At 64.6% G+C, this 24,142-nt stretch carries 24 protein-coding genes and 1 tRNA gene; 9 read left to right on the top strand and 16 right to left on the bottom strand.

From position 1 onward, the window contains the following. Positions 1–27: 27 nt before the first annotated feature. Entirely contained in the window at positions 28–882 is an 855-nt protein-coding gene (locus tag A3E1_RS0118865; RefSeq protein ID WP_020522357.1) for a universal stress protein, read from the bottom strand. Between the two features lie 207 nt (positions 883–1,089). On the opposite strand from A3E1_RS0118865, the gene A3E1_RS0118860 reads away from it, so the two are divergent. Further along, the gene (locus tag A3E1_RS0118860) at positions 1,090–2,199 is read left to right on the top strand and encodes a Glu/Leu/Phe/Val family dehydrogenase (RefSeq protein WP_020522356.1); all 1,110 of its coding nucleotides are present in this window, start codon (positions 1,090–1,092) and stop codon (positions 2,197–2,199) included. A gap of 106 nt (positions 2,200–2,305) precedes the next feature. Here A3E1_RS0118860 and A3E1_RS48475 read toward each other — a convergent pair whose 3' ends face one another. After that, positions 2,306–2,428: a universal stress protein gene (locus A3E1_RS48475; protein WP_245571266.1), complete on the bottom strand. Its 123-nt coding sequence runs from the start codon at positions 2,426–2,428 to the stop codon at positions 2,306–2,308. A 111-nt stretch (positions 2,429–2,539) separates the two neighbouring features. Here A3E1_RS48475 and A3E1_RS0118850 point away from each other — a divergent pair, with 111 nt between their 5' ends. Continuing rightward, the gene (locus tag A3E1_RS0118850) at positions 2,540–3,361 is read left to right on the top strand and encodes a universal stress protein (protein WP_157631600.1); all 822 of its coding nucleotides are present in this window, start codon (positions 2,540–2,542) and stop codon (positions 3,359–3,361) included. Between the two features lie 35 nt (positions 3,362–3,396). Here the strand turns inward: A3E1_RS0118850 and A3E1_RS0118845 are convergent, their stop codons facing one another. Next, positions 3,397–4,497 (bottom strand): CapA family protein, encoded by a 1,101-nt coding sequence (locus A3E1_RS0118845; RefSeq protein WP_040391208.1) that lies wholly within the window; start codon positions 4,495–4,497, stop codon positions 3,397–3,399. 376 nt (positions 4,498–4,873) lie between these two features. Next, complete coding sequence (locus A3E1_RS0118835; RefSeq protein WP_020522351.1) at positions 4,874–5,299, bottom strand: hypothetical protein; 426 nt, start codon at positions 5,297–5,299, stop codon at positions 4,874–4,876. Positions 5,300–5,392: 93 nt separating this feature from the next. Between A3E1_RS0118835 and A3E1_RS0118830 the strand changes: the two genes are divergently transcribed. The 3 genes from A3E1_RS0118830 (at position 5,393) to A3E1_RS0118820 (ending at position 8,722) form a co-directional block, all read left to right on the top strand. After that, positions 5,393–5,719 (top strand): hypothetical protein, encoded by a 327-nt coding sequence (locus tag A3E1_RS0118830; RefSeq protein ID WP_157631599.1) that lies wholly within the window; start codon positions 5,393–5,395, stop codon positions 5,717–5,719. Between the two features lie 83 nt (positions 5,720–5,802). After that, complete coding sequence (locus tag A3E1_RS40940; RefSeq protein ID WP_020522349.1) at positions 5,803–6,417, top strand: class I SAM-dependent methyltransferase; 615 nt, start codon at positions 5,803–5,805, stop codon at positions 6,415–6,417. A gap of 1,003 nt (positions 6,418–7,420) precedes the next feature. Next, positions 7,421–8,722: a DUF1254 domain-containing protein gene (locus tag A3E1_RS0118820; RefSeq protein WP_020522348.1), complete on the top strand. Its 1,302-nt coding sequence runs from the start codon at positions 7,421–7,423 to the stop codon at positions 8,720–8,722. A 283-nt stretch (positions 8,723–9,005) separates the two neighbouring features. Here A3E1_RS0118820 and A3E1_RS0118815 read toward each other — a convergent pair. Further along, a tRNA-Asn gene (locus tag A3E1_RS0118815) sits at positions 9,006–9,078 on the bottom strand. Between the two features lie 132 nt (positions 9,079–9,210). Between A3E1_RS0118815 and A3E1_RS46205 the strand changes: the two genes are divergently transcribed. Continuing rightward, entirely contained in the window at positions 9,211–9,408 is a 198-nt protein-coding gene (locus A3E1_RS46205; protein WP_020522347.1) for a hypothetical protein, read from the top strand. Here the strand turns inward: A3E1_RS46205 and A3E1_RS46200 are convergent. From A3E1_RS46200 to ppdK, 9 genes are all read right to left on the bottom strand, one after another. Beyond that, positions 9,405–10,238 carry an apurinic/apyrimidinic endonuclease family protein gene (locus A3E1_RS46200; RefSeq protein WP_020522346.1) on the bottom strand — a complete coding sequence of 278 codons (834 nt, stop codon included), beginning with the start codon at positions 10,236–10,238 and terminating at the stop codon, positions 9,405–9,407. The genes A3E1_RS46205 and A3E1_RS46200 overlap by 4 nt on opposite strands. Before the next feature lie 147 nt (positions 10,239–10,385). After that, on the bottom strand, positions 10,386–11,198 hold the full coding sequence (locus A3E1_RS0118800) for an ABC transporter permease (protein WP_020522345.1): 813 nt from the start codon (positions 11,196–11,198) through the stop codon (positions 10,386–10,388). A gap of 2 nt (positions 11,199–11,200) precedes the next feature. Next, positions 11,201–11,956 (bottom strand): ABC transporter permease, encoded by a 756-nt coding sequence (locus A3E1_RS40925; protein ID WP_020522344.1) that lies wholly within the window; start codon positions 11,954–11,956, stop codon positions 11,201–11,203. A 2-nt stretch (positions 11,957–11,958) separates the two neighbouring features. Then, the gene (locus tag A3E1_RS0118790; protein WP_020522343.1) at positions 11,959–12,888 is read right to left on the bottom strand and encodes an ABC transporter ATP-binding protein; all 930 of its coding nucleotides are present in this window, start codon (positions 12,886–12,888) and stop codon (positions 11,959–11,961) included. Between the two features lie 10 nt (positions 12,889–12,898). Next, the gene (locus tag A3E1_RS40920; protein ID WP_020522342.1) at positions 12,899–13,513 is read right to left on the bottom strand and encodes a hypothetical protein; all 615 of its coding nucleotides are present in this window, start codon (positions 13,511–13,513) and stop codon (positions 12,899–12,901) included. Next, complete coding sequence (dnaG, locus tag A3E1_RS0118780; RefSeq protein WP_020522341.1) at positions 13,513–15,360, bottom strand: DNA primase; 1,848 nt, start codon at positions 15,358–15,360, stop codon at positions 13,513–13,515. Before dnaG ends, A3E1_RS40920 begins: the two co-directional genes overlap by 1 nt. Positions 15,361–15,373: 13 nt before the next feature. Beyond that, on the bottom strand, positions 15,374–16,534 hold the full coding sequence (locus A3E1_RS0118775) for a deoxyguanosinetriphosphate triphosphohydrolase (RefSeq protein WP_020522340.1): 1,161 nt from the start codon (positions 16,532–16,534) through the stop codon (positions 15,374–15,376). A 13-nt stretch (positions 16,535–16,547) separates the two neighbouring features. Next, positions 16,548–16,874, bottom strand: coding sequence for a VOC family protein (locus A3E1_RS0118770; RefSeq protein ID WP_026208584.1), 327 nt, complete (start codon positions 16,872–16,874; stop codon positions 16,548–16,550). Between the two features lie 9 nt (positions 16,875–16,883). Then, positions 16,884–19,445: a pyruvate, phosphate dikinase gene (gene ppdK, locus A3E1_RS0118765; protein ID WP_020522338.1), complete on the bottom strand. Its 2,562-nt coding sequence runs from the start codon at positions 19,443–19,445 to the stop codon at positions 16,884–16,886. Between the two features lie 134 nt (positions 19,446–19,579). Here ppdK and A3E1_RS0118760 point away from each other — a divergent pair, with 134 nt between their 5' ends. Continuing rightward, positions 19,580–20,191 carry a class I SAM-dependent methyltransferase gene (locus tag A3E1_RS0118760; RefSeq protein ID WP_020522337.1) on the top strand — a complete coding sequence of 204 codons (612 nt, stop codon included), beginning with the start codon at positions 19,580–19,582 and terminating at the stop codon, positions 20,189–20,191. A gap of 51 nt (positions 20,192–20,242) precedes the next feature. Further along, on the top strand, positions 20,243–21,148 hold the full coding sequence (locus tag A3E1_RS0118755; RefSeq protein ID WP_157631598.1) for a hypothetical protein: 906 nt from the start codon (positions 20,243–20,245) through the stop codon (positions 21,146–21,148). A 201-nt stretch (positions 21,149–21,349) separates the two neighbouring features. Here the strand turns inward: A3E1_RS0118755 and A3E1_RS40915 are convergent, their stop codons facing one another. Further along, the gene (locus A3E1_RS40915; protein WP_020522335.1) at positions 21,350–21,964 is read right to left on the bottom strand and encodes an HdeD family acid-resistance protein; all 615 of its coding nucleotides are present in this window, start codon (positions 21,962–21,964) and stop codon (positions 21,350–21,352) included. A gap of 68 nt (positions 21,965–22,032) precedes the next feature. On the opposite strand from A3E1_RS40915, the gene A3E1_RS40910 reads away from it, so the two are divergent. Then, positions 22,033–22,965 carry a hypothetical protein gene (locus A3E1_RS40910; RefSeq protein WP_020522334.1) on the top strand — a complete coding sequence of 311 codons (933 nt, stop codon included), beginning with the start codon at positions 22,033–22,035 and terminating at the stop codon, positions 22,963–22,965. Here the strand turns inward: A3E1_RS40910 and A3E1_RS0118740 are convergent. Then, positions 22,923–24,125, bottom strand: a complete 1,203-nt coding sequence (locus tag A3E1_RS0118740; protein WP_020522333.1) for a cation:proton antiporter — start codon at positions 24,123–24,125, stop codon at positions 22,923–22,925. The genes A3E1_RS40910 and A3E1_RS0118740 overlap by 43 nt on opposite strands. Positions 24,126–24,142 lie beyond the last annotated feature (17 nt).

Raw genomic sequence — 24,142 nt, 5'->3', positions numbered from 1 at the left:
CAAAACGCCACAGTCGGCCGCTGCGGGCTAACGGATGATCGCCACGGGGCATTCGGCGTGGTGCAGCAGCTGCTCGCCGACCGAGCCGAGCAGCAGGCCGGCGAAGCCGCCTCTGCCGCGCGCGCCGACCACGATCAGCTGGGCTTGCATTGACGCCTCGACGAGCATAGCGGCGGCGGGACCGCAGACCAGCCGGGTGGACACTTCAACATCTGGATAGCGTGTGCGGCGCTGTTCAAGAATCTGGTGCAGCGTACGGTGTTTAGCTGCCTCTAGCTCGCCGGCCTCGCGCACGTTGGAGGGTGGTTGCCAGGCCCGCACCGCCACGACCGCACATCCGCGACTGGCTGCCTCCGCGAGTGCGAAATCAACGGCGGCCACGGCCTGTGGCGAATCATCAACACCGACGGCCACGTGCCGGTCAGGAAGGTCGGCGTGTTCCTGGCCGCGGACAACGATTACAGGGCAGTGCGCGTGCACAGCAACGGACAGGCCGACCGAGCCGAGGAGCAGTCCGGAAAACCCGCCTCTTCCCCGGGCTCCGAGCACGATCATGCTGGCTTGATCTGAGTAGTCGCATAAGGTACCGGCGACGGGACCTTCCACAATGGACACTTCGGGCCGCGCGCATCCGGCTGCCGCGATTGCTTCGTCAATGTCTTTGCCGATAATGGCGCGCTGTTCCGCGCTCAGCCATTCTGTTTCGCCGGGTATCACGCTGACGGGCCACTGCACGATGTGCATCACATGCACCGGGAGGCTGCGCAGCTTGCCTTCGCACATCGCCCAGCGCAGTGCCAGATCGCCGGATGTGGATCCGTCGTAGCCGATGACGACCGAGCCGACGGTGATGGGTGCTAGGCGCTTTGATGCAGCCTGCATGGTCTGAGGTTATGCCCCTTGCGGCGATGTCACAGGGGCATTTAGTCCCGGACTTGCCGAGTTCCGCTTCACACGCCCACCTCAACATCCACACAGCCGACGCGGATCTTGACCTCAGCCAACTCCGGGGGCAGACCAGGCCGAAGGTCCCAGGGCAGGCGACGCAGTGCTCTGCCGCTGCATGATTTTGCGGGCAAGGGTGAAGACATGGAACCTGTCAACGTCACCTGGATGGCCGACGACTTCGGGCCCGCTTCAATGACCGTCCTGAAGCTCCCGTCGGGCTGCCGCGGGATGGTCGCCATCGACGACACATCACTCGGCCCGGCCGCAGGTGGTGTGCGTATGAGCAGTGAGGTGACTGCCAGTGACGTTAGCCGGCTGGCCCGGGCGATGACGTTGAAGAACGCGATTTCCGGCCTGCCGTTTGGTGGCGGGAAGGCGGGAATCCTTGTACCGCAAGACTTTCCTGCGGAACGGAAAGAGCCGGTGATCCGCGCGTTCGCCTGTGCCATCCGGGACCTGCGTGACTACATTCCTGGTCCGGACATGGGGACCGATGAGACCGCGATGGCGTGGATACACGATGAGACCGGCCGGGCCGTTGGCCTTCCGGCGGTGTTGGGTGGTCTTGCGCTAGACGAGATCGGGGCCACCGGCTATGGGCTTGCTGCCTGCGCCCAGGCGCTGGCTGCGGCAGGCAAGTTCGACCTGGCCGGTGCACGTGTTGCGGTGCAGGGGTTCGGGTCTGTTGGCCGGGCCGCAGCTTGTTTCCTGCAAGGCCTGGGTGCCCGCGTCGTCGCTGTGTCGGATCGCAGCGGCGCCATTACCGACCCGGCCGGTCTCGACGTCAACGCATTGGCCCTCGCCAAGAAGCAGGGCCGGCCACTGGCCATGACTCCCGATGCCCAGCACATCTCGGGCGACGAACTGTTGACCCTCACCTGCGAGGTTCTGGTGCCGGCCGCGCAGCCTGACGTCATCCACGATGGCAACGCTGACCGGGTACTCGCCAAAGTGGTTTTGCCCGGGGCCAATATTGCCGTCACCGAATCTGCGGAGCTTACCTTGCACAAACGCGGAATCCTTTGTATGCCAGACTTCCTGGCCAACGCGGGTGGCGTTATTTGTGCCTGGGCCGAATACCGCGGCAGCGACAAGACCCAGGCGCTCAGTACCATCGATGGGCGGATCCGGGCTAACAGTGCCGAGCTGCTTGACCGTATGCGCCTGTCCGACGGCACACCACGGCACGCTGCTAACGCCATGGCTTGGCAGCGCCTGGCGGCTGCGCGCGAACTCAAGCGCAAGTTCTAGACCGGCAAGCCGGTTCGGCCAGTCGGCGCAATCCTGTTGAACGCAACTGCCTCGCTGTTGACGGGCCCGCAAGTCCTCCCAGAGAGTCGCGTTCAATCCCGGGCGCCTAGGACGGCAGATGCGCCCACGCGCCGTGCTCACCGCGCCGCAACCGGGCGATGACCACGGGGCAGCCCGCGTGGTGGATAAGCGCCTGGCCGGTGAAACCGCCGAGGCCGCGAGATCCCACGATGGTAAGGATTGACCCGGGGATCCCGGCTACGGCAACGGGACTAAAGTCCCGGCGCGCAGGCCCTTGCCACCTATCCCGCCGCGCTTTCCTGCGGGCACTGTTGGGCATATGGGAATGCGAATTCTTGCTGGGGTTGAAGACTCGGCCGGGTCCCGTTCCGCGGTCACCTACGCGGCACACCTTGCCAGCGCTCACGGTGCCGAACTGCACCTGCTGCACATCTACGAGGAACCGTTTCTCGGCTACCGGCCGCATTCCGCAGCCGGCGGTACCACCATTGCCGAACCGGGCGCACGCGCAAAGGCAGTCGCCTTGGCGGAGGAAACCGCGAGGCAGCAACGGCTAGCGTGGCCCGGCCTCACCGTGACAGCGGAGGTGAGCGAAGGAGAGGTCGCGCGGGTGTTGTCCGCAGAATCCAGGCAGGCGGCGATAACCGTCCTCGGCCCGGCCCCAGAAAGGCAAAACCACGCCACCAGCCCACACTCGATCCCGGCAACCGTCGCTGCACACGGCCACCACGGCATCATCGTCGTCAACGCCGGTGGGCGAGACGGCGGCCCAGTGATCGCCGGTGTCGATGGCTCCCGCCCGGGGCAGGCGGCCCTAGGGTTCGCGGTTAGCCAAGCGCTCGCACTGGACGTGCCGCTGGTAGCCATCAACGTCTATACGGGTTTGGCAAATGAAGCCGATGGGCTACTAAGCACATCCCTCATGATATGGGAACACGCCTTTCCCCAGCTAAAGACCGTCATTCGCCCCATCCACAGTGCCAGCCCGGAATATGTCATGGCCGACGAGTCTGAGCATGCCAGCCTGACCGTGGTCGGCTCACACGGCCACGCTGGTTACCTGGCCCTCCTGCTTGGTTCGGTGAGCCAGCATCTCGTTCGCGAAGGCGCCGGGCCAGTGGCCATCGTGCATGCGTCCTAACGTGACGTTGCGATCCGGGATCCTGCGTGCCCTGGTTAGCGGCAGTCGAGCGTCCCGTCCTGGCCGTGACGGATTCGTGCACCGAGGGGCCGGCTTATTCTGTCCAAAGTGGACTGTGTCCATCGCAGATCTCTCGCCCCGGCGCGGTCCAGCCGCATCTGGCGGGCTTGCAGCACAACGATGGTCATCGCGGCGAACTCGCCCGTGGCCTCAAACACCGGCAGATAAAGCAGTCTCAGATCTTCGCGGTATTCGTGATGACCGCCTATGCCTTCGTAGTCGGTGATGAAATCGCCACAGCCATAAAGGATCAGCCGGCCGCGATAGACCTCGGCCGGGCGGGGATGGTGCGAGGAGTGGCCGTGGATGAAGTCGGCGCCAGCATCAACGAGCTCGTGTGCCAGCCGGATCTGATCCGGCGGTATTTCGTACCCCCAGTTCGATCCCCAGTGGACGGATACCACCACAATGTCGCTGGCAGCCTTGGCCTCTCGGATGCCCGCAACGGTCCTCGCGATCGCCGTGGTGGACTGGAGATTGATACCGGGCCGGTCCAGGGTGGACGCCCATGACTGCGGGACGCCGCTTGAGAGCATGGCCAAACCTAAGACCGTCATCCGGGTACCGTTTGCGGCCCGCACCGTTGCCGGGTGCGCTGCTTCCCACGAGTTCAGCCCGGCACCCACCGCAGTGATGCCAGCAGACGCCAGCGTTGTAAGCGTTTCCCGCAGACCCCGCACACCGAAGTCCAGTATGTGGTTGTTGGCCAGAGTGCAGATATCGGGACGGGCGACGGTGAGGCAGCCTATGTTGGCCGGGTGCATCCGGTAGTGCACGGCCTTGCCGGGGGCGAAGTCGTCACTGATGGTTATCGAAGTCTCCAGATTGATCAGCCGCAGGTCAGGCCGAGTTGCTTCGATTACCGCGAGGGCGTCACCCCACAACCACCACGGGTCCACCGGGCGCGGGATAGCACCGTTGATTTCCTCGGCCAAGCCAACATACACGCGGGCGTCTTTGACCAGCGGTTCACGCAGCGCTGGGTCGCCCGGATGGGCCAGGATCTGGTCCACACCCCGGCCGGTCATCACATCGCCGCAGCAAACCAGCGCGACTTGCCGTCTGCTTGTCAGCATGGAAACACCAGCCGGCTGACGATGCCCGATGACCAGCGGCGCCCCCTGGTTCTGGGCAGAATCCTCATAACAGCCAGCGTCGTCTGGCACCCAATGCGGGTGTAGAGGCGAAAGACCCTGCCGTCACAGGATGCGCGCCAGCGGTGTGCGGGTTACAAGAACTCATGCCAGGCGGAAGGTCAGCAGGACTCCCAGGATGCTGACCACGCAGCCGTCACCTCAGCCGGTACCGCCAACGGCCGCATCAGCAACGCCAAACCGACTAGCACGAAGCCCTGCAACACGAATGCGGCATATGCGCTGCGCGCGGCATGACCGTTGCCCCAAGTGCGGTTTAGCCGGCGCTGCGCGGTGCCGAGCAGCCATATGGAGACGGTTACTGCCAGAATGCCTTCGGCGAGCGCCACACCGATGGACGGCCTCTGCCGCCGCCGAGAAATTCTTCAGCCGGCACGTCAACGGAGGCGACGATGACGGCGAAGGCTCCGATGGCAAGAGCAGCAGCCAAAGCGGCGGCACCGCAGTGACGGCGAAGCTTACCTGGCACTGGATCGAGCCATCCGCGCCGCCCGGCCGCGATGCCTAAGCTGAACAGGGCAACATATTGCGGCCATTGGCTCAGGTGGAGTTCGCCGTACTGAGAGGAGCCGAGCGGGAACCATACGCGCACCACGAACGACGCCACCGCGATACCGGATCCGATGCCCAGCAGATGGCCCAGGTCCAGCCGGCTGCCGCCCGTAGGAGGGGCAGGGCGCACCCGCCTCCAGGTGAGCCAGCCATAAGCCCCGGCGTGACCCACAGGCTGTTATTACCGATGAACCGGGCCAATCGGCCCTTCTTCCCGGCGGTCCTGATCACCTTTACTGATCCCATCAGCTGGGAGGGAGGCACCATGAGTGAGCCGGTAAGGCCGGTCGAGGAGAGCGCTGAATACAAGGCCGCGGCCGAGGACGAGGCCCCATTAGCCGCACTTACGATTGAATCAGAGCAGCGAGATCCGCTAGTGGCCGAAGCGGTTGTGGCTTCGGGCGCCTACGTCGCCGCGGTGCGCTCTACAGACGCTTTCGTTGCGGGATTTACCAGCGTGCCGGCCGACCAGGAACGTGCCCAGTACGCCTTGCTCCAGCAACATGAGAATGCGATGTGGCAGGAACGCCGGGAGGCGCTAGCCAGAATCGGGCTGTATCCAGAACGTGAACTTGGCGGTGGCGCCTGGTAGCCAGCCAGGTAGCGCGCTGGCAACGTACGCGCATGGTCGCGGAATGACATTCGCGGCGCCTGACGGGCTGCGACCATGTAAGTGTGAACAGCGATATCCGCCCGGACCTGGCTGGCTTACTGTCCGGTGCTCCACTGGCCGCAAATCCAGGCTATGGCGCCGAACTTGCCTGGTTTGAGTCCGCGCTTGGCCCAGGCGGCCCGGCGACTGCTGTCATTGAGGTGGGCTGCGGGACGGGAGCCACCGCTGCGAGGCTGACCCATGCTGGGTATACGGTCGTAGGTGTTGAGCCGTCACCGGTCTTGCTCGACATCGCCCGCCATGAGGCGCCTGACGCCATCTTCGCCGAACGCGACCTGCACGATCTGGATGGCCTGCATCCCGTGGGGTCCCGCTTCGCCGGGGCGGTGAGCTTGTTCGGCTGGCAGGGACAGCCGAGAGCCCAGGTGGCGGGAATGCTGTCAGCGATCTCCCAGCAGCTAAAGCCAGGTGGTGCGTTACTGATGGGGATGCTGGAGGGCGACTGCGACTTGGAGCCGCGCAGGTATCTGGACTCGCTGATTCCGTTCACCGCCTACCCGCGAGAGCAGCTGCGGGTTGTCCTGAGCCGAACGGGGTTCACCAGCATCGAGATTTCAGTCTATGAGGGACAGGCGCCTGGATCGTACGTGTACGCGCGCTGTCGTTCCCGCGCCTGACCTGGTGCCCGAGGTGCCGGCCTAGACGCCTGAGGGTAGGTCTCCAGTTCGCCGTGTGCGGGCTGCGTGTGCAGCGGGTGCACCGCAGTTGTTTGCTCACACCAGATAAAGGCGTCGTAGCGCTGCCCAAGATGCGCAATCCACCACCCCACATCTGCCAGGGGCACGCTGGCATGAATCGCCGCTGTCGGCTGTAACGACACAGTGTGTTCCTCGATGGTGTATTTCACGTCGCCACCCCCTTCTTATCCGGGTAGGCCGGTACCCCAACTGGCGGGAAAGAGTCCAAGGTCCCACCCGTTGTGGTCCGGGTACCTCCTAGCAGCGGGTTTCCGGGCAGATGATCGAGGCAAGCGATTAGCTGAGTGGAGGCGGCGATGAATGCGAAGCGGTTACTCACCCTGACACAGGCACCACCGGCAGCCTGGGCCGAGGCAGGCACCGGGCAGGTACGGCCATCATGCCGTCCCGCATGGCGCCGCCGGCGCATAGCGGCGGAGCGTGCCTGGATCCTCGAACAGGTGCGACGCGCCCGCAACAACCATCAGTTCATGCCGTCGGCACTTGCCTTACCGGCGACCCAGAGCTCGGCTGCGCCTCCAGCGCTCGCACCAAACAAGCCGATGCGCCACCCGGCTGGCCATGGCTGTCGGCGTACTGACCGGGTCACCGGGACGAGCCAGCAAGCCCAACAACAGCGTGCCGGTGCCAGCCTCATTCAGAACCCGCGCAACGTATACGTTGCGGGGATCATTACGGCTGCTTCCGCTACCTAACCTCGCCGGTCTGCCACCGGCTTCCTTTCTGTCTCATCCGGGCTAGCGGCTTTGCGTACGACGGATTGTGGGTATGGCGGCCGACCCAAACGAGCGGCCCGGGAGTCACCAGCTTTGTTGATTCCTCGTTAGCGCGGCGCGGCGGCATGTAAGACTCACGTGGACAGGCCTCGGGTCCATGAGGTCGTTGGTGATTACTTGCGGTTGCTGATGACGGGGGCATAGGCGTGGGCAAGCTGGCCGATGATCTGGCAACGCTGAGCCGTGAGGCTTACATCTATCTGTATCCGCTGGTGACGATGGATATCACGCGTGGGCAGGGTACGGGCCTGGCAGCAGGGGTGCGGCCGGGTTTCGGGCCGCCTAATCAGTTCAATCACATGCGCACCTTCCCGCCCGCTGAGGAGCGGTCGGTGGTCCGGATCAACTTCGACACGCTGTATTCCGTTGCCTGGCTTGACCTGACCCGCGGCCCGCTCAAGCTTCACGTCCCAGACACCGCAGACCGGTACTACCTGCTGCCGATGCTGGACATGTGGACCGACGTGTTCGCCACCGTCGGCAAACGCAGCACCGGCACCTCCGAGACCGAATATGTGATAACTGGACCGGGCTTCACCGGCGAACTCCCACCCGGGCACGCCGTGATTCAGGCCCCCACACCATATGTGTGGATAATCGCCCGCACCCAGACCAATGGCCCAGCCGATTATGCTGCGGTCAATGCCATCCAGGACGGCTTCACCCTGACGCCGCTTGGTGTGCCGGTCGAGCACATCCCCGGCCCGGATGTCGATGTCGCGACGGAAGCACTCGTGCAGGTCAACCGGATGAGCGGGGTGGAATTCTTCACCCGGGCAGCAAAGGTGCTGATGAACAACCCACCGCACCCAACCGATTTCGCGATCCTGGCCCGAATCGCCGGCATGGGCATCATCCCAGGTAAGCCCTTCGATCCGCCAAGCCCACAGAATGCCGCCGCGATCGACGCCGGGGCTAAGGATGCGCTCGCCGCGATGCAGCAAGCCCTTCCGGGGCTGGGCTCCAAAACGAACGGCTGGACCATCTTCAACAGCACCATCGGTGTGTACGGTAACTCTTACCTGCAACGCGCGGTCGTCACGCTCATCGGGCTGGGCGCTAACCCGCCTGAGGACGCGGTGTACCCGATCCTGGATGCCGACGCCGACGGGGAACCGCTCACCGGCGAACACGACTACGTACTGCATTTCGACGCCGACCGGCTCCCGCCAGTCGACGCGTTCTGGTCGGTCACCATGTACGACGCACAGGGTTTCCAGATCCCCAACGCCATCAACAGATTCGCCCTCGGCGACCGGGATCCGCTGACCTACAATCCCGACGGCTCACTCGACCTCTACCTACGCAGCACAAGCCCCGGACCGGACCGTGAATCCAACTGGCTGCCCGCTGGTCCAGGACCACTCGGCGTCACCATGCGCCTGTACGCACCCAGACCCGAAGTCATCAACGGCGGCTGGACTCCACCACCGGTCCGCAAAGCCTGAACCTCGTTCAGAAGCAACACGTCGCTGGCGGAATCCCCCATCCCCCCGCCGGAGAGGCTCCCGAGTGGTCAAGCCGCAGCTTCCGAACGTCCCTGGGTCTCAGTTTCGTGCCATGTTATGCCGTCCCGTGACGTCTCTTCCCACGCAGAGGCACTCCGGGCTCTGAAGTCGGCTTCAGACCGAGCGCCAAAGCATTCCTCGCATATTGCGCCCGCTCGGTTGGTGTCGGGGAGCCATCGCCCAAAGGAAAATGTCCGGACGAATCCGGACATTTAATGACTTGCTCCCCCACTTGGACTCGAACCAAGAACCTGCCGGTTAACAGCCGGCTGCTCTGCCAATTGAGCTACAGGGGAATGGCCTGCAATAGATTACAGGACCGGATCTCGGACCTGCAAACGGGTACCCGGCACGTGGCGGTGTGTTTCTCCCGGGGCAGGAAAGGGCAGGATAGGACGTACCACGCGGGGATGACGAAGGAGACACGGATGCGAAAGCTGCTGTTGTTTGGCGCTGGCCTGGCGATCGGATATGTCGTGGGCGCCAAAGGCGGGCGGAAGGCATATGACGATCTTGTAGCCGGGGCGCGGAAGGTCTGGGACCACCCGACCGTGCAGGAAGTAGCCGGTGTGGTTCAGGAGCAGGCCGAGCGCTTGGTCGACGAAGGCAAGCGCAAGCTGAGCTAGGCGGCTGCTGGCCGGCCCCGCCCTGGCATGGGCCGGTCACCGGCGCCGTCGAGGCCGAGGACCGCGAATTCCTCCTGCGCCGCGACCAGTGCCTTGGGTGTGGACACCTCGTAGTGGTCGCACAGGGGATGGCCGCCGCCGAGGAGGGCGCCGAGAAGCGCTCGCGACGAGGCGTTCCCGTCGAGGTGAACTTTGACCACGCTCAGGTTGGCTCGCCGCAGCTTGACTAGCGCTTGAGGGGCCGTGTCTCCAGCGTCAAGCAGTGGCCCCGGGTCGAGGCAGAGCCCGATGCGGGCCGGGTCGACCTGGCCGAGCAGCTGGACAGCTTCGTCGACCGTAGTCAGCAGGGTGCCTTCGCCGAGTTCGCAGCCGACCCGCACGAAGCTGCCCGTGTGCCACGCGATCTCGGTCAGCCCGCTGCCGAGGTCGTCGAGTTCGCGCGCCGCGGCTTCCCACGGATCTTCCCCGATGGCCGGGACGGTTGTTGATATCGATCCGTGGGTGGTGTCTTCGTGCAGTAAGTCGGCCAGCACCCGGGCCAGATCGAGCAGATAGGTCCACCAAGTGCGCCAAGTGCGGTGCGGCACCGAAGCGCGGAACGTGACGACCTCTAAGTCGCGAGCCGCGAGGGCGGCCTGGAGACGGCGGCGCATGCCAACCGAGCCGGCTAGGTCGGAAGCCAGTGAGGTGCCGAGGGACAGGCTAAGGCTCGACACGTCGCCCGAATAATTCTCGATTTCGCCTATCAGAGAACGCAAATCGTTCTCTGGGCGCGCAGGGAGAATTTCGGCTACGTAGACGGTTTGCCCATCTGGGTGCAGCAAACGCATCGGCCACCTCCACCCGAACGGCTGGAACGCCAAAAGTTAATGGTCGAGAAAGTACCGGCACCCTCCACATCAGACAAATCGATCGTAACAAATGAGTCGATGAAGCGAAGATCACCTCACCGACTCATTCACGTACCTGCAAATGCATTAGGCCAGTAGCATCTTTGCCATACGGCGGCTTGCCACCATCAAACCCGCCACTGTCATGAGCGCCAGATAGGCGACATTCACGAGCATTCCCCAGCCCAGCACCCCGGTCGCCAAACCGCGAACCAATTCGACCGCGTGATACAGCGGGGTGAGGCCGATGAGAATCTCGACCGCGAGCGGGTAGTTCTGCACCGGCGAGAAGGTCCCGGAGAACAGGAACATCGCGAACTGCCCCGTGAACACGAGGTCAAAATCTTGCCATCCACGGATCATCGTGCTGATCGCCATGCCGACCGCGCCGAAGGCTAAACCGACGAGCATCGTCGCCGGAAACGCGGCCAATGCCCAGAACGGAGTGGTCAGATTCATCGCGATCATGACGATCAGGAAGCACCCGGTGTAAAGGGAGCCCCGCAGCATGGCCCAGCCGAGCTCGCCGATCGCGATATCCGTTGGCTTGAGCGGGGTGGCGAGCATGCCGTCATAGGTCTTGACGTATTTGAACTTGAAGAAGAAATTGAAGGTCGTCTCGGCCAGCGCGCCCGACATCGCCGAAACGGCCAGCATCGCGGGCGCCACGAACGCCGCGTAGCCGAGGGCCTTGTCGCCGATCTCGATGTTGCCGATCAGGGCACCAACGCCCACGCCGATGGACAGCAGATAGAGCACCGGCTCGAAGAACCCGGAGAACAGGACAAGCCAGTAGGACGGCCCTGACCGCAGCGCGGAGACGTTGCGGTTGAGGATGGACGCCACGCGGGAGGGCGTGGACAACTCGGTGCCGCGAACGACGGCATATGTCGTGACCATCGTCAGTCCTTGAGTCGTTTGGAGTAGGCGCGGTCTGCCCAGTAGAGGCCGCCGACGGCGAGAACGATCAGGTAGCCCACGTGCACGGCCACCGGCCAGGGCGGCGGGGTGCCCAGCATCGCGGCCCGGCACAGCTCCACCGCGTGCCACAGCGGTGAGGCGTAGGCGAGCGGGCGCACGAGCAGCGGCAGTTGCGTCACTGGGAAGAACACTCCAGCGAACAACGTGGACGGGATGACGATGAAGCGGAACAGCAGCGCGAAATAGGAGTCGTTTTCGAGGCCGGCCGAAAACGCGCTTACCGGTGCTGCTGTCGCTAGCGCCACGAGGGCGCAGATGAGCGGGGTGACCACGACCCACGGCGAGTGCACGGCACCGAAAATCGCACTCACGACGAGGAAGATGACCGAGGCGATGAAGACACGGATCTGGATGTAGAGCTGCCAGCCAAAGATCATGTCCTTGATGCGTAACGGGGTGGCCCGCATCGCGTGATAGGCCCGGCTCCACTTGAAGTCGCCAAGCACCGGGAAGGTCGACTCCCCGATCGCCGTCTGGAACGCGCCCGAGGCGAGCACGCCAGGCACGATGTAGGACAAGTATTCCCAGCCGTCGACCGTGCCGACGTAGCTGCCTACGCCGATGCCGATGCTGATGACGAACAGCACCGGCAGGATGAACGACGAGAAGACCGAGGCATACCAGTTGCGTTTGTAGATGGTCAGGTGCCGTTCGAGGATGGCGAGCGTTCCGGCCATGGCTAATCCACCAGCGTCCGGCCGGTGAGGATGAGGAACACATCCTCCAAAGTGGAGCGCCGCACGAGGACGCTCGACGGCGTGTAACCGCGGCGGTGCACCTCGCTCACCGCGCCCTCGCCGTCAGCGCTGTAGAGCAGCAGCCGGTCGGGCAGCGGGTCGAGCCGGTCGCCGATGCCCTCAAGTTTGTCCACATAGGACGCTGGCGTGTCGGAGCCGAACCGCAGCTCCACCACTTCCTTGGTGGAGTAGGTATCGATGAGATGCCGTGGCGAGCCCTCGGCCACGATCTTTCCGCCATCCATGACGACGAGCCGGTCGCACAGCTGCTCCGCCTCGTCCATGTAGTGGGTCGTGAGCACGAGCGTCGTGCCGGCCTGTTTGAGGCGGAACAGCCGCTCCCACAACAGATGCCGGGCTTGCGGATCGAGCCCGGTCGTCGGCTCGTCGAGCAGCACCAGATCGGGCTCATTGACCATCGCGCGGGCGATGGTCAGGCGGCGCTTCATGCCACCGGACAGCGGCTCGACCTTGCCGTCGGCCTTCTCGGTCAGCTGCACGAACTCCAGCAGCTCGGCCGCCCGGCGGCGCCCCTCGGAGCGCGGGATCCCGAAATAGCGCGCGTAGGTCGTGAGGTTTTCGAACACGGTCAGGTCAGGGTCAAGGTTGTCGAGCTGGGGGCACACGCCAAGCCTGCCCCGGATGCGCGAGCCGTCGCGCACCGGATCCATGCCGAGGATGCGCAGCTCACCGGAGGTCGGCGTGGAGACGCAGCCGATCATGCGCATCGTTGAGGATTTTCCGGCCCCGTTTGGCCCTAGGAACCCGAACGCCTCTCCAGGCGCGACTTCCAAATCAATCCCATTGACGGCGGTGAAATCCCCGAACTTTTTGACCAGGTCACGGGCATAGATAAGAGGTTCCTGTGTCACAAAAGCGACGCTACTCGGACCCTCCGACAGTTCTCCAATGGGTTTCCCTAAAGATCTCGTCGGTCGCCAGTGTCACCGCTGGATCATCGGCATCCGTCCCGGCGTCATAGCGAACGATCCAGGACAACCCATCTTTTCCTGGTACTCGGCGAGCCGCGATCCACACCCCGCCTCCCCCGGGCAGCCCGTGATGCGAGGCGTTGCGCACCGAGTTGGTGACCCGCAGGCGCACCTGGTGCGGCAAGTGCCCCGGCTCGGAAACCGGATAGCGCACGGGCTCAGCGTCAGCCACGACGACATAACCGTCCCGGGCCACGACCGGCGTGGAAACGATCACCGAGAGAACACTGCCGTCCCACACCGCTTTGGCAATGTCATGCCAGTCCGTGCGCGTCCCGCGCACCCAAAGCCCGAGGTTGGTCGCCACGATCGGGTCGCCGGAATTCTGGGCAGCGCCCGTCTCGCCTCCGTTCCGCCGGGAATCCGGCTCAGGTTCCGCCGTGTCCCGTCCTCTCGTGGGCACCCCGCCGGAAGTGAACGCCCAGGCGAGCACGCGCTCATCACGCGACAGCGGCGGCCGGTGCTCACGGGGCAGGATGCGCCGCTTCAGGAACCCGAAAACCATCACAGCCCTCCCGCGGCCGTCTCTTTGAGCGCACGGGAGTGCTGCTCGAGGGCGAGCAGATCGGCGAATCTGCTGTGGTACTCATCCTTTTCGGTGACGGGGTTGATGCGCTGCAGCTTCGACTTAACGTCATCGATGCGTTGCTTGAGCCCAGCGAGCTGCAGCCGGGCCAGCACGACGTTGACATAGGCCGAGTCGGGTTCGCTGTCATAGTGGACCGGCTCGACGGCCAGCTCCATCACGAGCACCTGCGCGGCGAGGTCGGGGCACAGGTCGCGCACGCTGTTGATCCAGCCGGGCCCGCTCACGCCGGCCACCGCTCCCCCGGCTTCGGCGATCGCGGCGCGCACCATCTGATGTGGAATGTGGGAGTAGTAAGAACCGTCCACGGCGTCAAAGACCGGCCCAGCGAGCACAGGCGACTGGATGGCGAGCTTGAGCGCCTCCCGCTCGACGACCAGTCTCGGGTCGCCAGCGGCGGGCTGACGGGGCTTGGGGGCCTGTGCCGTTTCCTTGCCCGCTGCCGTGGCCACGGCCCGCCGGACCTCGTCAACCTCAACGCCGAGGTCTCCGGCTAGGCGCATGGCGTACCCATTGAGGAGGCTCTTGTCTTTGATTTTGGAGACCATCGGCGCGGTGGCACGCAGCGCGGCGACGCGGCCCTCCACGGTGTCCAGATCGAAGCGCGCCATGGTCGAGCGCAGGGCGAAGGCGATGAGCGGCTCACGCGAGGCGACCAGATCCCGCACGGCCAGATCTCCCTTGGCCAGACGCAATTCACACGGGTCCATGTTGTCGGGGCTGACCGCGATGAAGGTCTGGCCCACGAACCGCTGATCGTCGGCGAAGGCCCGCAGCGCGGCCTTCTGCCCGGCCGCGTCACCGTCGAAGGTGAAGATGACCTCGCCGGCGAAGGTGTCGCTGTCGAGCAGGAGCCGCCGCAGCACGCCGATGTGATCGTTACCGAAGGCTGTGCCGCAAGTGGCGACGGCCGTGGTGACGCCCGCGAGGTGGCAGGCCATGACGTCGGTGTAGCCCTCGACGATGACGGCACGCCCCTGCTTGGCGATCTCCCGCTTGGCCAGGTCGACGCCGTAGAGCACGTGGGACTTCTTATATAGCGGCGTTTCCGGGGTGTTGAGGTATTTTGGGCCGTCATCGTCGTCGAACAGTTTCCTGGCCCCGAAGCCAATGACATCGCCGCTCACGTCGCGGATCGGCCACAGCAGCCGCCGGCGGAACCGGTCGATCAGGCTGCCCGAGCGAGCCGGCTTCGCGAGCCCGGCGGTCTCCAGCTCGGCGGTAGTGAACCCCAACTGGCGCAAGTGTTTGGTGAGCAGATCCCAGCCGTCAGGAGCGAAACCGCAGCCGTACTTCTCAGCCGCCGCCCGGTCGAAACCCCGCTGTGCCAGGAACTCCCGGGCAGCCCGTGCCCCGGGCGTGAGGAGTTGCTCGGCATAGAAGGCCGCCGCGGCCTTGTGCGCTTCGACCAGGCGCTGGCGCTGCCCGGCCTGCTTGACCGGAGCCGACCCGCCTTCCATCCGGCGCAGCTGAATGCCCGCCCGGTCGGCCAGCCGCTCAACGGCTTCCATAAAGGTCAGGTGGTCGATCTTCTGGACGAAGTTGATGACATCGCCGCCGGCCCCACAACCGTGGCAGAAATACACATTGCGGGCCTGGGCGACGGTGAACGAAGGCGTCTTCTCATCGTGGAAAGGGCACAGGCCCTTGAGGTTGCCGCCGCCAGCTGGCTTAAGAGTTACCTGCTCTGAGGCCACATCCACGATAGAGCTGCGCTCCCGGACGAGGGCGATATCCTCATCGCGAATCCTGCCTCCACCAGCCATGCTTCCTATTCTGTCAGGCGCGTTTGGCGGTCAGTTCACGGTGCCACTGGATGGCGGCGGGGTCGGTCAGGCAAGCGACCTGATCGATGACGACGCGCAACCGGGCGGCATCGTCGGCTGCCTCTTTGTAGAGCGGCCCGAACACGGGATCGAGACCCTCCGGTGCCCGCTCGGACAACACTTCCACGAGCTCGGTCAGGATCTGGCGCTGCTGCTCGTACCACGGCTCCATGCCCCGGCGGCGCATCACGTAACGGACCGCTATCGCCTTGAGCAGCGCGCAGTGGGCTCGCTCGGCGGGCGGGATGATCAGGTCAGCGTCGTAGCGGCGCAACGGGTTGAAGCCGTACTTAAGCCGCGTCGCGTTGACGGCGGCCGCCACGAAACGGCCCGTCGTGTGACTCGTGAACGTCTTGAGGGCGATCTGCGCCTTGTGCGACCCGTCGTAGTGCGCGAGCACCGAGAAAGCAGGGTCAGCAAGCAATTCCGCTAGCGGGGCGTCCTCGAAGGCGGCTCGTTCGTCCGGATCGGACAGTAGTTTGCCCACGTCGATGAATCCGGAGAAGATGCCGTCCTCAACGTCGTGCACGGAATAGGCCACGTCGTCGGCCCAGTCCATGACCTGCGCCTCAAGGCACTTCTGGTCCGGCCCGCGCCCTTCGCGCAGCCAGTCGAAAACGGGCTCGTCGTCGGCATACGCACCAAACTTGCGCTCGCCTGGCTGGCGCAGCCACGGGTATTTACACGTGGCGTCCAGTGAGGCACGGGTCAAGTTGAGCCCGGCACCCTCCACTTTGGCTTCCAGCCGGGTCAGCACACGCAACGTCTGGGCGTTGCCCTCAAACCCGCCGCAAGGCTGGGCGACCACGTCGAGAGCATCCTCACCGTTGTGGCCAAAGGGCGGGTGCCCGAGATCGTGCGCGAGGCCGGCGACGTCGACGACGTCGGGATCGCAGCCCAGCCGGGAGCCCATCTCACGGGCGATTTGAGCCACCTCAAGGGAATGGGTGAGTCTCGTGCGCAGAAAGTCATCCGTGCCGGCGGTATGGACCTGGGTCTTGGCGGCTAGGCGGCGGAAACCGGCCGAGTGCAGCACCCGGGCCCGGTCGCGTTCATAAGGCCCGCGCACGGTGTCTTTCGCGGGCTCGGGGGCGAACCGTTCGTCGTCAGCCACCTTCCTCACACTACTAGCTCAACGGGGCTAGAACGCAGAACTCGTTGCCTTCCGGGTCGGCGAGCACGATGGAGGCGGGCACGGGATTGGTCTGCACGTGACGCGCGCCCATGTCGAGCAGCCGCTCGACATCGGCTCTGAGGTCATCGCACGTCAGTTCAATGTGGAGGCGATTCGGGCCTGCCTTCGGTTCGGTCGCCCGCACGAAGATCAGGCCCGGAAGCGCCACCATATCGGGCTTCTCGTAGACCACGCGCACTCCCAGCACCTCGGCCCACCACCGACCGAGCCGGGCCGGATCCATGGCAGCTACCCCTGTTCCATGCCAGCGCAGTCCCATTGATGAAGCCTATTCGTCTACATTGCCTTCCGCCAGAAGGACAGCGCGGCCAGCTTCCAGTCGGGCGACCGGGACCCGGAAGGGTGAACACGACACGTAGTCCAATCCGGACGCGTGGAAGAAATGCACCGATGCCGGGTCGCCACCGTGCTCGCCACAGACCCCGATCTTCAAGTCAGGCTTGGCTGCCCGGCCTTCCTCGACCGCGATCTTGACTAGCCGGCCGATCCCCTCGTTGTCGAGTGTCTCAAATGGAGAGACGCCGAAAATGCCCAGCTCCAGATAGCGGCTGAAGAACGAGCCCTCCACGTCGTCGCGCGAGAAGCCCCAGCCCATCTGGGTCAGATCGTTGGTGCCGAAGGAGAAGAAGTCGGCCGCCTGAGCGATCTGCCCGGCGGTCAGCGCCGCCCGGGGCACCTCGATCATCGTGCCGATCGGCAGGTTGGGCGCGCCTTCGTCCACGAGGATCGAGATCGCCGCCGCGCGCACGGCTTCGAGCTCCTGAACCGCGCCCACCAAGGGCACCATGATTTCCGGCTGAGCGCCCGGCACCTGGCGGACCGCCTGGGCGATCGCCCGCACCTGCATCTCGAACAGGCCAGGGATGACGAGCCCGAGACGAACGCCGCGCAGCCCGAGCATCGGGTTCTGCTCGTGCATCCGGCGGACCGCGCTCAGCAGTTCCTTCTCGTGCTCCGACGCCTCCCCAAGAGCCGCCTTGACGGCCAGTTCCTCAAGCGGGGGAAGGAATTCGTGCAGCGGCGGGTCGATGAGCCGGATCGTCACCGGCAGCGGTCCCATCGCCTTAAAGATCGACACGAAGTCGTCGCGCTGCAACGGAAGCAGCTCTTCAAGCGCCCGCCGTTGCTCAGCCGGTGAGGTCGCCAGGACCAGCCGCTCCACCATCTCGCGGCGCTCACCAAGGAACATGTGTTCCGTGCGCGTCAGCCCAATCCCTTGCGCCCCAAAGCGCCGCGCCCGCGCCGCGTCCTCGCCGTTGTCGGCGTTGGTGCGCACGGCTAGCCGACGCCGGCTGTCCGCGTGGGTCATCAGCCGGTCGACCGCCGCCACGAGCGGAGTGGCCGTGGGCTCCAGCGTTCCCTCGAAGTACTGCACGACTTCCGACGCTGAAACCGGAATCGCACCAACGTAAACGGCGCCCGTCGTGCCGTCGATGGAGATGACGTCACCCTCGTTCACGGTGACACCGTTGGCGGTGAACGAGGTTGGCCCGACCTGCATCGCGTCAGCGCCACACACGCAGGTCTTGCCCATGCCCCGCGCCACCACCGCGGCGTGTGACGTCTTGCCGCCCCGGGAGGTGAGAATCCCCTGGGCCGCAATCATTCCAGGCAGGTCATCGGGGTTGGTCTCACGGCGTACCAGGATGACTGGCTCTTTAGCGGCGACCGCGGCCTGTGACGTGAACACGGCCTTGCCCACCGCGGCCCCGGGTGAAGCCGGAACGCCAGACGCTATGGGTGACGGGTCCGACGACATGTCGAACGTGGGGAACATCAGCTGGGCCAGCCGGGCCCCGGTCACTCGCGACAGTGCCTCATCGAGCGTGATGATGCCCTCGTCAACCAGCTGGCACGCGATGGTGAACGCGGCGGCGGCGGTTCGCTTGCCCACGCGGGTCTGCAGCATCCAGAGCTTGCCGCGCTCGACGGTGAACTCGATGTCGCAAAGATCGCGGTAGTGATTCTCCAATGTGGACATGATGGAGCGCAGCTCGGTGTAGCAAGCGGCGGGCATCTGGTCTAGCGCAACGGTATTGCGGATGCCGGCCACGACATCCTCGCCCTGCGCGTTGGCCAGGTAGTCGCCGTAAACGCCCTTCTGCCCGGTCGCGGGGTCACGCGTGAACGCCACGCCGGTGCCCGAGTCGTCGCTGAGGTTTCCGAACACCATCGCGACGATGCTCACCGCGGTGCCGAGATCGGCGGGGATGCGCTCCTGGCGCCGGTAGATGACGGCACGCTCGGTGTTCCACGAGTCGAAGACGGCAGAGATCGCCATCTCCATCTGCTCGCGGGGGTCCTGCGGGAAGTCACGCCCGGTGTGCTCACGAAAGATCCGCTTGTACTCGGTGACGGCCTCGCGCGGATCGTCCATCGCCGGAAACTCCGGCACCCCGCACACCGTCTTGCCGAACATCTGAATGAGCCTGCGGTAGGAGTCCCACGCGAAGCGCTCGTTGCCGCTCACGCGGGCCAATCCCCGCACCGACTCATCGGTCAGGCCGACATTGAGCACCGTCTCCATCATGCCGGGCATCGAGAACTTCGCGCCCGAGCGCACCGACACCAGCAACGGATCTTGCGGGTCGCCCAGTTTGCGGCCCATGCTGCGCTCAAGCGCGGACAGGTGCTCGTCCACCTCGGACTCCAGCGAGACGGGCGGCTTACCATCGTGCAGATAAGTCCGGCACGCCTCGGTGGTGATGATGAAACCTGGGGGAACTGGCAGTCCAAGGCGGACCATCTCGGCCAGGTTCGCGCCCTTGCCACCGAGCAGGTCCTTGAGACCCTTGTGACCCTCGGAGAAGTCGTACACATACTTCGTCATCGAGCACCTCCGCTTCCGCTTTTCCAGTGTTTCGCGAAAGCTAAACGCTCGCTTAGGTTCGGCGTTAGAGCTCGTGAGGTTTGGCACACTAATTGGCACCTGAGCTGTTCGTACCTTTTCCCGGGAGCGTTTCCATGCACACATTCGTGCTTAGTCATACCAAGTTGACGCAGTTGCCGTTCGTTCCGGAGATCCAGCTGCACTTGGCTGACGAGGTCGTCCCGATCTGGGAGAAATCCGAACTCGAGGCGCCGCCGTTCTGGGCCTTCGCGTGGGCTGGGGGCCAGGCGCTCGCCCGCTATGTCCTGGATAACCCCGCCTTGGTGGCCGGCCAGCGGGTGCTCGATCTAGCCTCCGGATCCGGGCTCGTGGCCATCGCCGCGGCCAGGTCCGGCGCCGCTTCGGTCACCGCAAATGACATCGATGGGTACGCCGAAAGCGCGACCACGGTCAACGCGAAGGCCAACGGCGTGGAGGTCAAGTTCGAGCTCGGTGATCTCCTCGGGTCCACTTCGGACGCCGACGTCATTCTCGCGGGTGACATCTTCTATAGCCGGGAGATGTCAGAGCGGATTCTGGCGTTCTTGGACCGAAGTGCGGTGAGTCTGGTGCTTGTCGGCGATCCCGGGCGGGCATATGCACCAAAAGAAGGATTCGAGGTAGTCGCTGATTACGATGTGCCAGTGAATCGTGACGTAGAAGACACCTCATCCAAACGGACGCTTGTGCTGCGCAAACGGATCTAGGTAGGAAAACTGACATTGATTTGACACGCTGTCACTCGGTAGCGTCCAGACGTGAACCACCCGAAGAACCTGCGCGAACTCATAGCCGCAAATATTCAAAGGCTTCGCTCTGCTACCGCTGGCGTCGGGCCCGAAGATATTGCCAGGGCTGCCACGAACTTTGGCTTGTCCTGGACTCCAGCCTGGGTGACTGGTGTCGAGAAGGGGCAGAAAGCTCTCACCGCCGAGCAGCTCATTGCGTTGCCCTTCGTGCTGAGCAGCGCCCTCGGGCACCGGATCAGCCTGTCTGATCTCTTCCTCGGGGACGCGTCCATCCACCTCGGCGAACCGGTGCCGGGCACCTCACTTAGCCCGTCCTACCTGCGGGAAGTCATCACAGCGACGCCGTTCCGGAGGCCTTTCCTCGATCTCGACCTGCCGGACCCGGCCGACGCTGACGCGGCGGCACCGTCGCCCGTGGTTCAGGCTGCCGAGAAGATGCGTGAGATCACCCGGGCTGGCCTTGGCGACGTCGACGTCCGGGCACTCAAGCGAGCCGAAGAGGGCGCCGGCGAAGCCGAAGCCAAGCTGGCCAAGAAGCTCAACGTGGCCGAGATCGTGGTCATCGCCGCGGCGGCGAGCCTATGGGGCCGTTCGCTAACCGAGGAACGCGACGCTCAGCTCGAGCCCGAAGACAGTGTCAAAACCAGCCGGGCCACGCTCACTCGCAAGATGTCCGCCCAGATCGTCGAAAAGCTGGAGCAGGCCGAGGCCTCCGTCAGCGAAGCGGCGATGGAAGAGCTGCGCAGCCACGTGGCCAACTCCAACGAGGCGACGGCGCTCTACCCGATCATCCGGCCGCGCGAGCCCATCCCGTTCACCCAAGACGTCACGTTCGACGATGACGAGCCGCACCGGGCTGACGATCACGACAGGATCGACGAGCAGGCCATGGAGGGCGAGGAAGCAATGGCATAGTGGCGTCCTTTCGCGACGGATAACATGAGGCCCCGCACGGCGGGGCCTTTTGTCGTTTTCGGACAGTCACTTGACCGGCAATCCGGCTTGGTGATGCTCATGGGAAAAGCATATATATCCTATGTGCAAGGTAGGATTAACGGAATGTTACGAAGGCACCGGGGCCTTCCCGGTGCCTTCGTGTCCTTGGGACAGTCCGCTTTAGATAGCGGCCGGCGTCATCCGGCCGGTCGGTGCCGCGGGCGGGACCTCACTGCCCTTGTGAAGCTTGCGAAGCCGGAACGCTGTGATGATCTCGGTGATGCCCCGGGCTAGCGCGGCCGCCGCCGCCCAGACCACGAGCAGCAGGACCTTGCGGCCAAACCCGCCGGCGGCCCAGAACGCGAGCAGCAGCTCGATGATCCCGACGCCGAGCAGCAGCCACCACAGTTCGTTCTCGTGCTTCGTCACGAACGCCATGACGATGTCGAAGGTGCCCTTGAACAGCAGGAACCAGCCGATGATCGCGGCCATCGCCCAGAACGTGCGGCCGGGGCTGAACATCGCGATCGTTCCGAACACCACGAAGATCGCGCCAAGCACGAAGTTCAGCCAGCGCCAGCCTGACTTGGTCAGGGCCCCGGTGATGAACTCGTTGACTCCAGCCGCAAGAATCACCGCTCCAACAAGGACACCGATCGTGACGATCGAAGTCGTGTCGAACCTCAGGATGATGAGGGAGATGATCAACCAGAGCACACCGGTGACAAGGAATACCCACCACCACTTTCCGGCTTCGCGCTCTGGCTCACCTACCTGTGCCGCTGTCTGGCTCATTCGCCACACCTCCACGATTAAGTGCTACTTTCGCCAGGCTATGCGGTTTTTGTTCCTAAGGTAGAAATATGAGTAAATCGACCGGGCGGACCGTAACCGCGACCGTCCTCGCGGTGCTAGTGGCTGTGCTCGCCATTCCGTCCGTCCTGCTCGTGTGGGTCAATCGCGACGTGCTCAACGCTGACCGCTACGTGGCGACCGTCGCACCACTGGCCGGCGACCCCGACGTGCAGACCGCTGTCACGACCCGGGTGACCACTGAGGTGATGAGCCACCTCGACCTGTCCTCATTGCTCACCTCGATGACCGCTGACCTTCCGCCCACGGCGACGAGGGGGCTGCTCGCCTTAGAAGGCCCGATCGAAAGCGCCCTGCAGACTTTCGTGCAGAACACCGTGCAGAGCGTGGTGTCCAGCGGCACGTTCGCGCAGATCTGGACCGACGCCAACCGGGCGGCGCACGCTGGATTCTTGGCCGTCCTGACCGGACAGGGTGAGCGTGGGATTGTCGGCACCAGCGGGGACAGCATCACCATCGACATCGGGCCGATCGTGGCGGCAGCCAAGAACCGTCTTGTCGCGGCGGGCTTTCAGCTCGCGGAACGGATTCCAGCCGTCCAAACGCAATACACCGTCGTGACATCGCCCTCGATCGGCAAGGCACAGCAATGGTTCGGCATCTTTCAAGTGCTGCGGTGGGCGGTTCCCGTGCTCGCTGCCGTGCTGCTGCTGATCGCCCTTCTCCTGTCCCCCAACCGCTTGCGGACCCTCCTGATCACCGCGCTCGGCATCGTCGTCGCCATGATCCTGCTTGGCGCGGCGACGTACGCGGCACGCGCAATCGTGGCGCCCAACACCGCAGGCACCGTCTATGACACGCTCGTTGGCCCGCTGCGGACGGACATCCGCTGGGCCCTTGGCATCGCTCTCATCGTCGCCGGCCTGACGTGGCTTTACCGCTATCTGCGCCCGTCCAGGCCAGCCGGGGCCGAGGCCAGCTGACGGCCACGGCTTAGGGCGAGCGTCGGGAACAGCAGCACACTGAGCATCGCGGCGCCCACCATGGCGGAGGCGACGCCCGGTGACATGTGACCGTCTTTCACCGCCTCATCGGTGATGGTGACAACAAGCGGAAGCTGTGTGGCCACAAGCAGTCCGAGCGGCCGCACGGACCCGCCGACATCGGCGCGGGCGAGCAGCGCGGTGGGCAAGCCGCGGATGACGAAGAACAGCACCACGAACAGCCCTGCCAACGCGAACAGCCATGGTGAGGCCAGCAGCGCGTTGAGGTCGAACTTCGCGCCGGTGATGATGAAGTAGAACGGGATCAGCAGTCCAAAGCCGACGGCTTCATATTTGGTGAAGACCGCTTTGACCTCAGCCGGTTTGTCTATGCGGCGCAACACTTGCGCCACCAGCACGCCTGCGGCGAACGCTCCGAGCAACGACTCGAGGCCAAAGCGCACCGCGACGAAGGCCGAGCCCGCGAGCAGCACCATGGAAAGCCGCACGGCGACCTGACCTGACGTGTGCATGGTGTCGCGGATGACCCGGGTCAGGTTCTCTGGATTCCACCTGCGGGCCGCCCACAGTCCAAACAGGACGATGATGACGAACAGATTGAGCGCGATCACGGCACTCAGCGGTTTGCCATGCGGGTTGAGCAGAACCGCGTAAAGCACGATCGGCACGAACTCACCGACCGCGCCAGCCGCCATCACGTAACGGCCGAGCGCGGAGTCGCCTTGGCCGGTGTCGCCGAGGATCGGCAAGAGCGTGCCCAGAGCTGTCGTGCACATGGCCAGCCCTGCGAACAGGATCGCCGCTCGCAGGCCCACCGCGTGAAGCAAAGCTGCTGCTACCAAGGCGAGCGCGAAAGAGATGACCCAGCCAAGCCCCGCCATCCGCAGCGGCCGCCCGGCGATCTTGTCGAAGTCCACCTCTAGACCGGCTAGGAAGAACAAGAACAGCAGCCCGAACGTCGACAGGGCCATCACGACAGGATCCAGTTTGATCAGCCCGAATCCCTGCGGCCCAAAGGCGATGCCCAGCAATACTTCGACGACAGCGACCGGGACGATCACCCGCCGGATGAGGTCCGACAGGAGCGGGGCCACGAAAGCTAAGACGAGCACCATGAGCAGCGAAGCGGCGGATGACATATCGCTAAGTTAACGCG

The sequence above is a fragment of the Catelliglobosispora koreensis DSM 44566 genome (assembly GCF_000379685.1).
Lineage (GTDB): Bacteria > Actinomycetota > Actinomycetes > Mycobacteriales > Micromonosporaceae > Catelliglobosispora > Catelliglobosispora koreensis.
Note: the sequence above shows the minus strand (reverse complement) of the source record. Positions and strands in the feature narration are given on the sequence as shown.